The following is a 15,973-nucleotide window of genomic DNA, read 5'->3' as shown; positions in this document are numbered from 1 at the left end:
GTTGCTCGACGTCAGTCGAAGTCTTCCCAGTTGTAGGTTCTCTGGTAGGTCGATCCGCCATTGGCGGTGATGCGAATGTCGAGGTCGTCGGGCTGAACCGCGCCGCTCGCGGTGCAGACGCCGCCGCCGCTGGCCGGCATCGTGGTCCAGGCGGCAGTGCCGCACCGGTACTGGATCAGCTCGTAGGTGCCGGCCGTGGGGGCGCTCCAGCGCCACTCCCCCTCGACGCCGACACCCGTCGAGGTCACCGTCGCGCTCAGCCCGGGCGGGGCGACGTTCGCGACCGGGGTCCCGATCGCAAAGGCGGTCGACCACTCGCTGCCGCAGAGGGTCACCTCGGGCCAGACCTTGCAGGCGAGGAACTCGGCGCTGATCGCCGTGCCGTAGTGGCTTCCGTTCTGCGTGATGAGGTACGCGCTGCCCACCGGGACGAGGTCGCTGACAGTGCCGTCGACGCCGTCGCCGATGAGGCGGTACTTGACGTAGTCGGCCGACGCGGACTCGTTGGTGATCTTGGTGAGACGGAAGTCCCAGCGCCCATTGTCACCCGGCGAGGTCGCGTTGCTCGTCGTGATCGAGGTCACGACACCCGGGGTCGCTCGGGTGATGACGCGCGCGCTCGTCGCCGCCTCGCTGCAGTCGCCGAGGCCGTTCTTGGCGTAGACGACCACCATGTAGTCGCGGTTGGGCGAGAGGCCGGTGAACTCGGTGCTGGTCGCGGTGCCGACGGAGGAGGCCGACGAGCAGGAGGGCGCGTTGCTTCCCTGCGTGATCGCGACCCGGTACTCGGTGATCGCGCGGCCGTTGTTGTTGAAGACGTCCGCCCACTGCGCCGACACGGTCGTGCCCGACGATGACGAGACGCCGGATGCCGTCGGAGTTCCCACCACGAGCGGCGTCCATGCGGGCGTGCCGGTCGAGCTCGCCTGGTTCCAGGTCGCCAGCGTGTTGGGCGCGCTGTTGCGCGCGCTGACGCTGTACTGCACCGAGCTGCCGTTCACGACGCCGGCGATCGGCGCGACGTCGAGGCTGTAGAGCGTGCCGACCGCATCGCTCGTGCTCACCGTGATCTCGCGCGAGACGCCCGCGACGGTGACCACGTAACGCTCGATCGGGCTGGCGGTTCCCGAGCTCTCGGGCTTCCGCCACGAGACGCTGAGGCCCTTGTCGAGCGATGCCGAGCTGAGTGAGACGGGCGGGGGCGGAATGATGTCGCTCCAGATGGTTCCCGCGGCGTTCGAGACCGCGGTCGAGGAGCCGATCTCGTTGATCGCCGTGATCGAGAACCTGACCGCGTTGGTCGGCCCGTTGCCGGGCGTGGTGATCGCGCAGTTGACGTTCGTCGTGCAGGTGGTGGTCGAGTACAGGCTGCCGCTCGACGCGAGCGTGGTGCGGATCTCGTAACCGGTGATCGGCGAGTTGTTGGCCGCCCCGGGCGTCCACGAGAGCTTGAGCACGCGGTCGCCGAACTCGGTGACGCGGAAGTTGGTGACCGGGTCGGGGACGTCCTGCACCGACACCGTGGCATTGCCCCAGACGTAGCGGCTGGGGTTGTTCGTGGCGTCGGCCACCTGGTACTGGAAGTTCACCTCGACCGGCTCGGCCGTCGCAGACACCTGGACGGTCACGCGGGACCGGTCGGCGCTCGGGGTGATGGTGAGCCCCGCGGGAAGATCTGCGCCACCCAGCCCGCGGATCGCGACCACGGTGAGCGGGCTGCTCGGGAACGGGTTGTTGACCTGGTCGTTCGCCAGCACGTCGAGCACGGTCGTCTCGCCGCGCAGCGCCACCGCGCTGTCGGCGACCGGCTGCGCCAGCGGTGCCGTCGACTGGACGACCGAGAGCCGGATCGAGCCGGGCTCGCCCTCGTTGATCGCGTCGCGCACGCCGATGCGCGCAACGGCGCTCGTGCCCGCGGGCGTCGAGAGCGCCGCCGTGATCACCATCCGCTGGCCGTTGACCTCGACCGTGAATCCCTCGGGCAGCGGGTCGAGTGCCGTGTAGGCGAGCTCATCGATGTCGTCGTAGGGGTAGTTCGTCAGGCGGATGAGATCGAACTCGCGCGACTGGCCGGGTTCGAAGTTGACGTCGGCGCCGACGAAGATCGGGGGCTGGTTCTCGCGGGGCTCGACCGTGATCGACAGGGTGAGCACCGCGCGACGCCCGTCGGGATCGTCGGCGCTCGTGCCATCGGTCACCTCCACGGTGATCGAGGCCGGGCCGAAGTAGCGATCCGCCGAGACGAAGACCAGATTCTGGTCGTCCACGACCAGTTCGCTGCCGTCGCTGTGCGTGGCGCGCACGGTGCTGGCGTCGACGAGACGCACACTCTGTCCGCCGAGCGCGACGATGTAGTCGTTGAGCGCGATCTGCAGCGTCTGCTCGCTCTCGACCACGAGTTCGGGAGCGGTCGGATCGAGCTGCGGCAGGGCGTCGTCGTAGCCGGGCACCCAGAGGAACGCGAAGGCGCGCACCTCCGCATCCTCGGGGTGCGCCACCGAGAACGGGATGATCTGCGACGCGCCCTCCATCGAGACGCGGATGGTGCCGTCCGGCAGCACCTGTGCGGAGCTCGAATAGCCGGGGACCAGACTCAGCGCGAGCTCGCTCACGTCGCCGTCCGCGAAGAACACGTTGCCGAGCACGTCGACATCGATCGTCGAGCGATCGAGCACCTCCGCCACCGTCAGCACGGTGTCCGACGCGACCGGCACCGCGAGCGGGGCGTCGGGATCCACCGTCACCGTGACGAAGTTGGTGCTGGTGCCGCCGTACTGGTTCTCGATCGTGTACACGACCGAGTAGCGCCCCGCCGCCTCGGGGGGCGTGATGCGCACGATCGACTCGTCGACGACCTCGACGACGACCTCGGACTCCTCGGCGTTCGGCACCGCGGCCACGACGCGCAGGGGCGATCCGTCCGGATCGGAGTCGTTGTCGAGCACCCGCACCGACACGGTGCGGCCGGGCCGGATCGAGACGATGTCCTCGTTGGCGACAGGGTTCCGCGCGCCCTCGAGTCGCGGGCTGATGCCGATCCGGATGGTGCCCTCGGCGCGCGCGCCGAGACCGTCGACGACCGTGTAGCGGAACTCGTCCGTTCCGCTCGAGTACTCGCCCGCCTCGTAGATGATCGAGCCGCCGGCGGTCGAGACGACCGAGCCCTTCTCCGGGTTGGTGGCCACGCCGATCAGCTGCACCGCGTCGCCATCGGGGTCGACCGCGCTCAGCGGAATGTCGATCTGAACGCTCTCGCCCGCGATGACGCGCGCGGTCACGGTGCGCGGAATCGGAGCGCTGTTGGTCTCCTCATCGACCTCGCGAACCGAGATCCGCACGCTCGCCTGGGCGATCTGCCCGTCCTCACCGCGGATCGCGTAGACGGCCGAGTAGTTGCCGGCGACTTCGGGTGCAAGGTAGCGCAGCTCGTCGCCCGAGGCGAACAGCAGACCGGAGTTCTCCGGGAGGTCTTCGGCGAGCGCCGACATGAGCTCGAATTCCTGCCCGTCGGGCTGCTCGTCGTTGTCGAGCACCGGGATGTCGACCACGTCGCCGACCCGCACGGTCACGGCGTCGTCGGTCGCGATCGGTGCCTGGACCCGGCTGGGCTCGGGGATCTCGACGACCGTGATCGTTCCCTCGGCATCGGCAACGCCGTTGCTGATCCGATAGTGCAGCGTGACGGGTCCGTCGTCGAGGGGCGAGCGCAGGGTGATCCGCACCTCGCGCTGGTCGAGGATCTCGGCGGTCAGCCCTGAGCCCTCGGGGATGTCGGTGACCCCGGTGACGACGAGCACGCCGCCGGCCGGGTCGATATCGGTGAGGGTCGGATCCACGGTCGCACTCGCGAGAGTGCGCACGAATACCGTCTGCGGCACGGTGATCGGCTTGGTTCCGGCGTCCAGCGGCGCGGACACGTCGATGCGCACCAGACCGGTGGCCGTCTGGTCTCCGTCCGTGACGGTGAAGCTGAGGTACTGGGTGCCCACCCGCGTGGTCGACAGCGTGAAGGTCCCCGCCTCGAAGTTCGGCGTGATGGTCACGTCGGTCTTCTCCGGCACGGCCGTCAGCCGGATGGTGCCGGTTCCGCCGCGCACGTGCGTCAACGGATTCACGGTCACCTGCTCGCCCGCCGTCGCGACGACGACCCACGGCTCGACGACGATCGGCACCTCGCCCCGGGCTTGAACGTCGACTTCGAGGGTGCCCGACGACGCCTCGCGTCCGTCGGTCATCGTCACACCGACGACCGAGCGACCGGTCGTCTCCCCCGCATCCGCGAAGACGACCACGCCGTCCGGCTTCGCACTCACCGTGTTCGGATCCGCGGTGCTGGCGTCCTCCAGGTAGAACGGGTCCCCATCGGGGTCGTACCAGTCACCGAGCACCGAGGTCGAGACGCGCTCTCCGGAGGCGACCGTCGCGGTCGAGTAGCGCACCTGCTGCGGCGGCGAGTTCTCCTGGTCGCTGCGCACCTCGACCGTGACAACGGCGCTCGCGGTGCCGCCGCGTCCGTCCGTGATCGTGTAGCGCAGGCTGAAGCTGCCGCGCGCGTCCGAGTCCAGTGTGAGTTGAAGCTGCTGGTTGCGGGAGACGAGATCCACCCGACCGATCGACTCGTCGAGCTGGTCGACCTCGCTGATCACGAGCACGTCGGCGTTCGCGTCGTAGTCGTTCAGCAGCACCGGCAGCACCGTCGCTCGACCGGGCCGGGCGCCGAACTCGTCGTCGACCGCGACAGGAGGCTGCTGCTGCGGGTCGATCTCGGGCGGCGTGTCCAGATCGTTGACGACCTGCTCCTGCTGCTGATCGGCCGTGATGAGCTCATCCCAGTTGTTGATGAGCTGTCCGAGGTCGTCGATCGCCCAGCTCGCGCCGCCGCGGCTGTCGTTGAGCACGACCTGGTCGGCGTTCCGGGCGAAGGCGAGGCTCGCGTCGATCGGCATCTCGGCCAGCGCCAGCTCGACCGGCTCCGCACCGACGCAGTCGCGCCAGCCGAGGCCGCCCGTCCAGGCGGCGAAGACGCAGCCGCCACTGAGCACGGGAGCCGCCGCGCTGCCGACCGTGCCGCTGACCACCGTCTCGATCGCGCCCGTCGTCAGCGACACGCGCGACAACCCGGTGTCGGTCGCGAGGTACACGGCATCACCGCTGGTGCTCGGGGTCTGCAGGATCGGCTCGTCACCCAGCTCGATCGCGCCGCCGAGCGAGACGGTTCCCGCCTCTGAGATCAGGCGTCCGCCGGTCGGGTCGAGCATCACCCAGCGACCGCCGACGGAGGTCAGCTGGTAGTCCGCGGCCGTGTCGTCGGCTTCGAAGGTCCAGCTCGCGCTCGCCCGTGCCCCCTGGGCGAGGTCGAGAAGATAGACCTCGCCTAGCTCGGGAGAGGCCGCGAAGACGGCTCCGTCGTCGTCGACGCTCAGGAACGACTGCTCTCCGAGCGACAGCACGGAGGGGCTCGCCGGGTCGAAGCTGCCGAGCTCCGCCAGCGGCGTGAGCCACACCTCGCCCGTGCCGGCGGAGTGGATGACGACACGGTCGCCGGCGATCAGCACGCGCGGCTCCTCGGATGGCAGCGCGACGCGCTCCGTGATGAGGGCAGTGCCGGGATCGATGAGGTCGAGAGTGGAGTTGACGGAGTCGACGAGGAACACCGACTCCCCCGCCTGGACGACCTCGCCCGAGGCGACATCGGTCTCGATGACGGTGTTGAGCTCGAGCACCTCCGGATTCGCGCGCCCGAGCGCCTGGGAGTCGAGGTTGGTGACCCATACCGCGCCGTCATTCAGTGAGACGCGCTGGGTCGCGTAGCCCGGCGAGATGATCGCGACGGTGACGACGACGGCCGCGATCACGGTGCCGCTGACTCCTGCCGCGAACGCCGCGCGGTTCTTCTTGATCCATTCGCCCAGCACGAGCATCACCCGTCCACGACGTCGACGCACTTCTCAGCGCTCGACGGTCCGGTCGCTCCCTGGCGGTAGACGCGCACGGTGATGCACACGGTCTCTCCGGGCGACGCGGCGATGACGAACTGGGTGGCGGTCTGGAAGCTCTCGCTGCCGTCGCGCACCTGGATCTGGTACCGATCCTGCGGCTCGATGCCCGGATCCGCCCAGCTGAACTCCACCGTCCCGGCGGACTGGCTCGCCTGCACGTCGCGCACCGTCGGGATGTCGCTGTCGCCGAGCGCGCTCAGCAGCACCGCGAGCGCGGCCACGCCGAGCGCGATCGCGAGCCCGGCGCTCGTGACGAGCAGCCAGGTGAGCGAGCGGGGCTGCTGCGGCGGCGCGTTGCGCACGTCGGAGGCGCCGGACGAGGCGGGGCGCGACGCAGGAGCCTCGCTCACCGCGGTTCCCTGTCCTCGCCGCCGGCGCTGGCTGCGCGACATCGGAAGCGCGCTGGCGACCGGCCGCAGCTGGGTGCGCTCCTCGAAATCGGAGATGGTGCCCAGCGCCCAGTCATCGCGAGCCAGTTCGACCGTCGTCTGCGGCACGCCGAGTTCGCTCTCGACGACCTGGAGCTCGCGCACCAGTTCGAGCACGCTCGCCTGCCGCAGCGCCGGGTCGCGCGACATCGCGCGTCGCAGAACTTTCTCGAGCGAGGCGGGCACGTCCGGCCGACCGATCGACTGCGGCTTCGCCCGCGTGATGCGCGACATGAGCTCGCTCGCGCTGTTGTCGGCGCCCTCGACCTCGAACGGCGAGCGTCCGGCGAGCAGCGAGTAGACGGTGGCGCCCAGCGACCAGACCTCGGACGCGACCGAACCGGGAACTTCGTCGAGCAGCACCTCCGGTGCCGACCACGGGATCGAGAGTCCGACCGACTCCTCCTGGCGCGCGCCGACGAGCGTGGAGGCGATGCCGAAGTCCGACAGCACGGGGTGCCCGTACGCCGTCGTCAGGATGTTGGACGGCTTGATGTCGCGGTGCAGCACGCCCGCACGATGGGCGGTCTCGATCGCGCTGCCGATCTTAATGGCGACCCGGAGCACCTCGGCGACGGGAATGCTCTCGGTGCGATAGCGGGCCGCGAGGCTCGGCGAGCAGAGCTCCATCACGAGGTACGGTCGGCCGTCGGCGGAGACGCTCGCCTCGTAGACCGTCAAGATAGCGGGGTGCGCACTGAGGCGCGCCATCAGGTTCGCCTCGGCCTGGAACATCTGCCGCACCTGATCGTTGACGATCTCGCGCAGCATGACCTTGACCGCGACCTGTCGACGCGGCATATTCTGCTCATAGAGGAACACATCGGCGAAGCCGCCGGATCCGAGCACGTGAAGATAGGAGAATCCGGGCAGGATCGGGGGCGGTGAAGGCAGTCGTCGAGCCACGGTCACCCCCTCAGCTGTCGCACGGTCGGTTCATTCTAGGGTTGCCCTCGGTTCATCACCCCTGTTCAGCCCCCGAACTGGGGCGCGATGCATTCCGGGGGCCGCGAGCCTGATGGCGGCCCTTCGCGGGGCTCTTCACCACGTCCACGACGACGACCGTGACGTTGTCGCGACCGCCCGCCTGGAGGGCGAGGGCGATGAGGATCTCGGCCGTCTCGGCGGGTGACATCCGCTCCGACAGCGTCTGGGCGAGGCGTTCGTCGTCGACTTCGCGGGTCAGCCCATCGGAGCAGATCAGGATGCGCAGGCCGTCGCGCAGCGGCACGCCCCAGAGGTCCGGCCTCGGGGTCTCGTGAAACCCGAGGGCGCGGGTGATGACGTTGCTCTCGGGATGGCTCTCGGCGGCCGCGGCGTCGATCAGCCCCGCATCGACGAGCTCCTGAACGACGCTGTGATCGACCGTGATGCGCTCCATCCGGTCGTCCGCGTAGGCATAGACGCGACTGTCGCCGATGTTGAACACGAGCAGTCCGGGAGTCTGCTCGAACAGGGCGAGCGCGACACCGGTGATGGTCGTGCCGGCACCGGCGGTGTACTCCTCGGCGATCGAGTCGATGTCGGCAACCGCGAGACGGAGCGCGGCATCCAGCTCTGCCACCTCGAGGAACGGGTTCGGCGTCGCCTCGGCGAGGCGTGCGACCGCCGCCGCACTCGCGCGGTCGCCGGCCGAGTGGCCGCCCATGCCGTCCGCCACCGCGAAGACGGGCGGCTCGGCGAGCACCGAGTCCTCGTTGAGCTGTCGCCGGTGCCCGATGTCGGTGCGGGCCGCCCACGAGAGCACGAACTGCTTGCCCCGCTGGCCGGGAACGGTGAAGCGGCGCTCGACGGCGTCCTCTCCGCGCTGGATCATGAACTCGTTCCGCTCGTCGCGTGCCCGGTGTCGGCGCGGGGTCCGGCCGTGATGCGCAGCAGGTTCCCGTCGCCGACGTCGATGATGGCGCCCGGCACGACGACGGCCGAGTCGCCGCCGAGCAGCACCTGGGGTGCTGCCCCCGGCAGGGCGACCGTCGTGCCGTTGGTCGAGCGCAGATCGGTGACGACGACGGTGCTGCCGACGCGGCGGAACTCGAGGTGCGTCGCCGACACCTCGCGGGTCGGCGAGTGCAGGGCGACCAGCCGCGGCACCGGCCCCACGGAGACGCGCGGCGTGCTCGGCTGCCGCCCCACGATGACCGTCGTCGTGAGCGCGAGCTCCGCCCCGGTGGGGAGCACCAGGTGCAGAACCGCCGCGGCGAGCGGATCGCGGTCGCGGCTGACCTCGCGAGCGAGCTCGGCGCTCAGCCCGCCCCACGCCGTGCCGATCTCGGGGCCGGCCAGCCCCGAGACCGCGACGGTGTCTTCGAGGCGGTCGCGCTCGGACAGCTCCGCGGGGGTCAGCTCGCGCGGCGGCACCGCAACGGTGTCGTCAAGCGAGTCGGAGGTCACGCCTCCATTGTCTCGCGTTCCGACACCCGCGCTGACGCCGCGCGGCGCGTCGGCGCTACTCGCCGATGAAGGACATCACGTGCTTGATGCGCGTGTAGTCCTCGAACCCGTACATCGAGAGATCCTTGCCATATCCGGAGTGCTTGAAGCCGCCGTGCGGCATCTCCGCGACCAGCGGGATGTGGGTGTTGATCCAGACGCAGCCGAAGTCGAGGTGCTTGGCGAAGCGCATCGCGCGCGCGTGATCGCGCGTCCAGACGCTCGAGGCGAGCCCGTACTTGACGTCATTGGCCCAGCCGAGAGCCTGCGCCTCGTCGGTGAACTTCTGCACCGTGATCACCGGGCCGAAGATCTCGGTCTGAATGACGTCGTCCTTCTGCTGGAGGTTCGACACCACCGTCGGCTCGATGAAGTAGCCCGACGACTCCTGGCGCGTTCCCCCGGTCTCCAGCTGCGCGTGCGAGGGCAAGGCCTCGATCATCCCCATCACGCGCTCCAGCTGGGTCGCATTGTTGACGGGGCCGTAGAAGGTGGAGGCGTCCGAGGGCATGCCGGTGGCGACGTTCTCCTTGACGTAGGCGACCATGGCCGCCACGAAGGCGTCGTGCACCTTCTCGTGCACGAGGACGCGCGTCGCCGCGGTGCAGTCCTGACCGGCGTTGAAGTACCCGGCGATCGCGATCCCCTCGACCGCCTTGTCGATGTCGGCGTCATCGAAGACGATCACCGGCGCCTTGCCGCCGAGCTCCAGGTGCACGCGCTTGAGATCCGAGGACGCGGCCTTGGCGACCTCCATGCCGGCGCGCACCGATCCGGTGATCGACACCATTTGCGGCGTCGGGTGCTCGATCATGCGCGCACCCGTCGTGCGGTCACCGGTGATGACGTTGAAGACGCCCGCCGGCAGGAACTCCGCCGCGACCTCGGCGAACAGGAGCGTCGACTGAGGAGTGGTGTCGGAGGGCTTCAGCACCGTCGTGTTTCCCGCGGCGATGGCGGGCGCGACCTTCCAGACCGCCATGTTCAGCGGGTAGTTCCAGGGCGTGACCTGGCCGATGACACCGATCGGCTCACGGCGGATCCAGCTGGTGTGGTCCTTCATGTACTCGGCGCTCGCGCGGCCCTCGAGGTTGCGCGCTGCGCCGGCGAAGAAGCGGAGCTGGTCGACCGAGAGCAGGATCTCGTCCTCGACGAGACTCGCGCGCGGCTTGCCGGTGTCCTGGCTCTCGAGGTCGGCGAACTCCTCGGCACGCTGCTCCATCGCGTCGGCGATGCGGAACAGCGCGAGCTGGCGCTCGGCGGGCGTCGCCTCGCCCCACTCCTCGAAGGCGGTCGCCGCCGCCGCGAAGGCGGTGTCGACGGCCGCGGCGTCGGAGACGGGCGAATGCGCGTAGCCCTCGCCGGTCGCCGGGTCGATCACGTCGAACGCGCTGTCGGCGGTCGCGTCGACGTAGTCACCGTTGATGAAATTCTTCAGAGTGCGCTCAGCCATGACCACACCTTACTTCGAGTCGCATCCATTCGATACTGCGGATTTCGGCACTTTCGCTGGTTCATATCTACGGATTCGCTTGTGAAGGTCGGTCTGCACTGAGAGAATCGATGCATGTCCGCTCGTCAGAAGCCCCCGTCGCTCGACGCCGTCTCGAAAGGCATCATCGAGCAGCTCCAGGAGGACGGTCGACGCTCCTACGCCGAGATCGGCAAGGCCGTCGGGCTCAGCGAAGCCGCCGTGCGCCAGCGCGTGCAGAAGCTCACCGACGCCGGCGTGATGCAGGTCGTCGCGGTGACCGACCCGATGCAGCTCGGCTTCGCTCGGCAGGCGATGATCGGCGTGCGGGTCACCGGCGACACCACCGTCGTCGCCGACGCACTCGGCGAGATCCCGGAGATCGACTACGTCGTGCTCACCGCCGGCAGCTTCGACGTGCTCGCCGAACTCGTCTGCGAAGACGACGACACGCTGATCACGCTCCTGAACCAGCGCATCCGCAACATCCCCGGGGTGCTGTCGACCGAAACCTTCGTCTACCTCAAGCTGCACAAGCAGCACTACAACTGGGGCACCCGCTAGAAAGAGGCTCTCATGAGCACCACCATTCCCACCCCCACCGCGATCGATGATGCGGCGCTGCAGCAGAAGGCGAAAGACCACCTCTGGATGCACTTCTCGCGCCAGTCGGTGCTCGAGGAGCACGGCGCCCCCATCATCGTGAAGGGCGAGGGCCACCACATCTTCGACAGCCACGGCCGCCGCTACTTCGACGGGCTGTCGGGGCTCTTCGTGGTCAACGCGGGCCACGGACGTCGGCGCCTCGCCGAGACGGCCGCCCGCCAGGCCGAGGAGCTGGCGTTCTTCCCGATCTGGTCCTATGCGCACCCGGCGGCGATCGAACTCGCCGACCGTCTCGCCGACTACGCCCCCGGCGACCTCAACCGGGTGTTCTTCTCGACCGGCGGCGGCGAAGCGGTCGAGACCGCGTTCAAGCTCGCCAAGTACTACTGGAAGCTGCAGGGCCGCCCCACCAAGCACAAGGTCATCTCGCGCGCGGTGGCGTACCACGGCACCCCGCAGGGCGCGCTCGCGATCACCGGCATCCCGGCGATGAAGGAGATGTTCGAACCCGTGACGCCCGGGGGCTTCCGGGTGCCCAACACGAACTTCTACCGCGCCGCTGAGATGGGCGCTCCCGCCGACGACCTCGAGGCCTTCGGCATCTGGGCCGCCGACCGCATCGAGGAGATGATCCAGTTCGAGGGGCCCGAGACGGTTGCCGCCGTCTTCCTCGAGCCGGTGCAGAACTCCGGCGGATGCTTCCCCCCGCCGCCCGGATACTTCCAGCGCGTCCGCGAGATCTGCGACCGCTATGACGTGCTGCTCGTCGCCGACGAGGTGATCACCGGCTTCGGCCGCATCGGATCGATGTTCGCGTCCACCCACTACGGATTCCAGCCCGACATGATCACGTGCGCGAAGGGCATGACCAGCGGCTACTCGCCGATCGGCGCGACGATCGTCTCCGACCGCCTGTACGAGCCCTTCCGCCACGGCACGACCGCGTTCTACCACGGCTACACCTTCGGCGGACATCCGGTCTCGGCGGCTGTCGCCCTCGAGAATCTGGCCATCTTCGAGGAGGAGAAGCTCGTCGAGAACGTGCGCGAGAACTCCCCCGTGTTCCGCGCCACCCTCGAGAAGCTGCTCGACCTGCCGCTCGTGGGCGATGTCCGCGGCGACGGCTACTTCTTCGGCATCGAACTGGTGAAGGACAAGGCGACGCGCGAGACCTTCAACGACGCCGAGTCGGAGCGGCTCCTGCGCGGCTTCCTCTCGAAGGCGCTGTTCGAGGCCGGTCTGTACTGCCGCGCCGACGACCGTGGCGACCCCGTGATCCAGCTCGCGCCGCCGCTGACGATCGGCCCGGCCGAGTTCGACGAGATCGAGCAGATCCTGCGCTCGGTGCTGACCGAAGCCACCGCGCACCTGTAGACCGCCGCGCCGTGGTGACCGCCTACCGTGCGGTGTCGTTCTGGCACGACTCGCTCGATGACGACACCCTGACTCCGCGCGCGCCACTGGCCGGTGACACGGAGGTCGACGTCGCGATCGTCGGCGCCGGACTCACCGGCCTCTGGACGGCCTGGTATCTGCAGGAGCGCGACCCGTCGCTGCGCATCGCGCTCCTGGAGAAGGAGATCGCGGGATTCGGCGCGAGCGGGCGCAACGGCGGCTGGTGCAGTGCGCTGTTCCCGCGTTCGACGGCGTCACTGGAGCGCACCCACGGGCGCGAGGCGGCGCTCGCGATGCGCCGCGCGATGATCGACACGGTCGACGAGGTCGGCGAGGTCACGGAGCGGGCGGGGATCGACTGCGACTTCCGGCGCGGCGGCACCGTGGCGTTCGCGCGCTCGGCCGTGCAGCTGGAGGCCGCGCGTGGCGAGGTCGACGAGGCACGCGCCTACGGCGTCGACGACCTCGAGCTGTGGGACTCCTCGCGCGTGCGCGCGGCCGGAGCGCTGGCGGCGGCGTTCGATCCCGCCTGCGCGCGACTGCAGCCGGCGAAGCTCTCGCGCGGGCTCGCCCGCGCCGTGGAGAGCCGCGGTGCGCTCATCGCCGAGCGGACCGAGGCCCTCGAGATCGCGCCGGGCCGCGTCACGACCGCGCGCGGCACGGTGCGGGCCGAACGCGTCGTGCAGGCGACGGAGGGCTACGGCGCGACGATGGCGGCCACCCGCCGCCGGATCCTCCCGCTGTACTCGCTGATGATCGCCACCGAGCCGCTCGGCGCCTCGGTGTGGGACGAGATCGGCCTGGCGCACGGCCAGACCTTCACCGACTACCGCCATCTGCTGATCTACGGGCAGCGCACGGCGGACGACCGGATCGCCTTCGGCGGCCGCGGGGCCCGCTATCACTTCGGCAGCGCGATTCGCCCCGAGTACGACCGGGTCCCGCGCGTCTTCGAGCATCTGCGTCGCGCGCTCGTCGACCTGTTCCCGGTGCTCCACGACACGCGGATCACGCACCGCTGGGGCGGACCGCTCGGGGTGCCGCGCGACTGGCACGCGCGCGTGGAGTTCTCTCCCGCGACCGGCCTCGCGAGCGCCGGCGGCTACGTCGGAGACGGCCTGTCGACGACCAACCTGGCCGGCCGCACCCTCGCCGACCTGCTCACGGGGCGCGACTCTGAGCTCACCCGGCTCCCCTGGGTGAGCCACCCCGCTCGAGACTGGGAGCCGGAGCCGTGGCGCTTTGTGGGCGCGAACGCGGGACTGCTCGCGATGCAGGCGGCGGACGTCGAGGAGCGGATCACCCGGCGCCCGTCGCTCATCGCCCGCGCGATGGGCCCGCTCGTCGGGCACTGAGATTCTTGGCGCCGGCGGGAATATCCGCGCGCGGGTGCGGTTTTAGTTGACATGACAACCACTCTTGACGCTCATCCCCAGTACCGCACCGGAACCTGGACGCTCGACCCCGCGCACTCGACGATCGGATTCACCGTCGCCCACCTCGCCATCAGCAAGGTGCGCGGCACATTCGACCGCTTCGACGTCACGATCACGACGACCGACGATCCGCGCGACGCGCGGGTGGAGGCGACCATCGACATCGCCTCGGTCAACACCGGCCAGGCGCAGCGCGACGCGCACCTGCAGTCGAGCGACTTCTTCCTGGTCTCGGAGCACCCGACGGCGACGTTCGTCTCCACGTCGCTCAAGACCAACGGCGACAACTTCACGCTGACGGGGAACCTGACCCTGCGCGGCGTGACGAAGCAGGTCGTGCTGACGGGCGAGTTCGGCGGCGTCATGACTGACGGCTACGGACAGACCAAGGCGGGCGCGAGCGCCACGACCAAGATCAACCGCCACGACTTCGGAGTGAGCTGGAACGCGGCCCTCGAGGCCGGCGGATTCACGCTCGGTGACGAGGTCGCGCTGGCGATCGAGCTGCAGGTCGTCCTGCAGCCGTGACCGCCGCAGGGGCGAGGTCCGCCCTCGCCCCTGCATCCGCTGAGAGTTCACCCCCGACGGGCGCTCGTCGGCGCTAGCGTGAAGCATGGCTTCGATCTCCACGCCCGATTCGCACACGCCGTCCCGCACCCGATCGGCGCTGGCCCTGCTGGCGTTCCTGGCGATCGCGTTCGCGGTCGCCGCCTTCGGCGGGCTCTCCACCGCGGGCAACGTCGACGGCTGGTACGCGGCCGCCGAGCAGCCCGCGTGGACCCCGCCGAACGTCGTCTTCGGTCCCGTCTGGACGACCCTGTACACGCTGATGTCGATCGCTGCCTGGCTCATCTGGCGCACGCCCGACTCCGCGGCGCGACGTCGAGCCCTCGGCCTCTACGTCGCGCAGCTGGCCGTCAACGCCGTCTGGACGCCGGTGTTCTTCGGGCTCGAGCCATTCCTCGGCGCACCCGCGCTGTGGATCGCCCTCGTGATCATCGTCGCGCTCGATGTGCTCGTCATCGCGACGATCATCCGCTTCGCGCGGCTGTCGCGGCTCGCGGCGGCGCTCCTGGTGCCCTATGCCCTGTGGGCGCTCTATGCGACGACGCTCAACGCGGGCCTCGCGGCCCTGAACTCCTAGTCGTCGGCCTCCGCGAGCGGAAAGAGCGCACCGATCTCGGCGAGCTCGGCTCCGGTCGCCCGCCAGCCCGAGCCGGCGGCCGCGTTGCCGCGGATCTGCTCGGGGGTCGTCGCACCCGCGATCACGCTCGACACGACCGACCGCCCGAGGAACCAGCCGAAGGTCGCCTCCAGCATCGAGATCCCGCGTTCGGCCGCGAACGCCTCGAACGCCTCGATCGCATCCCACGGCGCCTCGTCGGCGATGTGCGGTCGCTGGCGGGAGATCCGGGTGTCCGCGGGTCGCTCGGTGCGCGAGAACTTGCCCGTGAACAAGCCGTTCGCCAGAGGGAAGAACGGCAGGAATCCGATCCCCACCTCGTCGCAGGCGGGCAGCACCCCGCCCTCGACGGCGCGGGCGAGCAGGTTGTACTCGTTCTGGGCGCTGACGAACGGGGCGACGCCGAGTCGGTCCGATGCGGCCGCGGCTGCGCGGATCTGAGCACCGTCGAAGTTCGAGTGCCCGTACGCCGCGATCTTGCCCTCGACGACCAGCTCATCGAGAGCCGCGATCGTCTCGTCGATGGGCGTCAGCGGGTCGGGCGTGTGCTGCTGGTAGAGGTCGATGCGCTCGATGCCCAGCCGCGTCAGCGATCCCTCGACGGCGGCACGGATGTAGGGACGCGACCCCGGCGCGCTCTCGCCCGCGAGCGCGGGCGCGAACGTTGCATGGCCGAACTTGGTGGCGATCACCAGCTCGGCTTCCCGTCCGGCGAGCACCCGTCCGAGCAGCGTCTCGCTGAGCCCGAACTCGGCACCGTAGATGTCGGCGGTGTCGAACAGCGTGACGCCCGCGTCGATCGCGGCATCGATGACCTCGCGCACCCCCTCGACGGTCGCCGTGCGAGTTCCCGCACGTCCGAGGTTGTTGCAGCCCAGGCCGATCGCGGAGACGAGGGGGCCGTTGGTTCCGAGTTGACGCGATTCCATGGGGAAAGCCTACGGTCACGTCTCCTCCCCGAGCGGCCCCGCGTCGTCGTTCACACCGTGTCCGATTTCCGCTCGTCCGCCTGTCGCCGCCTCGTT

General features: G+C 69.6%; 11 protein-coding genes. 5 read left to right on the top strand and 6 right to left on the bottom strand.

Features of this window, described 5'->3' with window-relative positions:
- Window positions 1-11: 11 nt before the first annotated feature.
- The 5 genes from ACR3ZA_RS12630 to ACR3ZA_RS12610 are packed head-to-tail and all read right to left on the bottom strand — an operon-like array spanning window position 12 to window position 10,310.
- On the bottom strand, window positions 12-5,945 hold the full coding sequence (locus tag ACR3ZA_RS12630) for an Ig-like domain-containing protein (RefSeq protein WP_473658881.1): 5,934 nt from the start codon (window positions 5,943-5,945) through the stop codon (window positions 12-14).
- Window positions 5,921-7,333: a protein kinase domain-containing protein gene (locus ACR3ZA_RS12625; RefSeq protein ID WP_473658879.1), complete on the bottom strand. Its 1,413-nt coding sequence runs from the start codon at window positions 7,331-7,333 to the stop codon at window positions 5,921-5,923. The genes ACR3ZA_RS12630 and ACR3ZA_RS12625 overlap by 25 nt, the downstream gene beginning before the upstream one ends.
- Window positions 7,334-7,388: 55 nt before the next feature.
- The gene (locus tag ACR3ZA_RS12620) at window positions 7,389-8,243 is read right to left on the bottom strand and encodes a protein phosphatase 2C domain-containing protein (RefSeq protein WP_473658877.1); all 855 of its coding nucleotides are present in this window, start codon (window positions 8,241-8,243) and stop codon (window positions 7,389-7,391) included.
- A complete protein-coding gene (locus tag ACR3ZA_RS12615; RefSeq protein ID WP_473658875.1) occupies window positions 8,240-8,818 on the bottom strand; it encodes an FHA domain-containing protein in 579 nt (192 codons plus the stop codon). Before ACR3ZA_RS12615 ends, ACR3ZA_RS12620 begins: the two co-directional genes overlap by 4 nt.
- A 55-nt stretch (window positions 8,819-8,873) precedes the next feature.
- Window positions 8,874-10,310: an aminobutyraldehyde dehydrogenase gene (locus ACR3ZA_RS12610; protein ID WP_473658873.1), complete on the bottom strand. Its 1,437-nt coding sequence runs from the start codon at window positions 10,308-10,310 to the stop codon at window positions 8,874-8,876.
- A 114-nt stretch (window positions 10,311-10,424) separates the two neighbouring features.
- Between ACR3ZA_RS12610 and ACR3ZA_RS12605 the strand changes: the two genes are divergently transcribed.
- From ACR3ZA_RS12605 to ACR3ZA_RS12585, 5 genes are all read left to right on the top strand, one after another.
- A complete protein-coding gene (locus ACR3ZA_RS12605) occupies window positions 10,425-10,892 on the top strand; it encodes an AsnC family transcriptional regulator (RefSeq protein ID WP_473658871.1) in 468 nt (155 codons plus the stop codon).
- A gap of 12 nt (window positions 10,893-10,904) precedes the next feature.
- Window positions 10,905-12,308, top strand: coding sequence for an aspartate aminotransferase family protein (locus tag ACR3ZA_RS12600; protein ID WP_473658870.1), 1,404 nt, complete (start codon window positions 10,905-10,907; stop codon window positions 12,306-12,308).
- 11 nt (window positions 12,309-12,319) lie between these two features.
- Window positions 12,320-13,684 carry an NAD(P)/FAD-dependent oxidoreductase gene (locus ACR3ZA_RS12595; RefSeq protein ID WP_486179537.1) on the top strand — a complete coding sequence of 455 codons (1,365 nt, stop codon included), beginning with the start codon at window positions 12,320-12,322 and terminating at the stop codon, window positions 13,682-13,684.
- Between the two features lie 51 nt (window positions 13,685-13,735).
- A complete protein-coding gene (locus ACR3ZA_RS12590) occupies window positions 13,736-14,293 on the top strand; it encodes a YceI family protein (protein WP_473658866.1) in 558 nt (185 codons plus the stop codon).
- Window positions 14,294-14,378: 85 nt separating this feature from the next.
- On the top strand, window positions 14,379-14,909 hold the full coding sequence (locus ACR3ZA_RS12585; RefSeq protein ID WP_473658863.1) for a tryptophan-rich sensory protein: 531 nt from the start codon (window positions 14,379-14,381) through the stop codon (window positions 14,907-14,909).
- Here ACR3ZA_RS12585 and ACR3ZA_RS12580 read toward each other — a convergent pair.
- Window positions 14,906-15,877: an aldo/keto reductase gene (locus ACR3ZA_RS12580; RefSeq protein WP_473658862.1), complete on the bottom strand. Its 972-nt coding sequence runs from the start codon at window positions 15,875-15,877 to the stop codon at window positions 14,906-14,908. The two genes, ACR3ZA_RS12585 and ACR3ZA_RS12580, sit on opposite strands and share 4 nt — an antisense overlap.
- Window positions 15,878-15,973 lie beyond the last annotated feature (96 nt).

Source organism: Herbiconiux sp. J20-20 (assembly GCF_057365085.1).
This window is presented reverse-complemented; position numbering and strand designations above follow the sequence as displayed.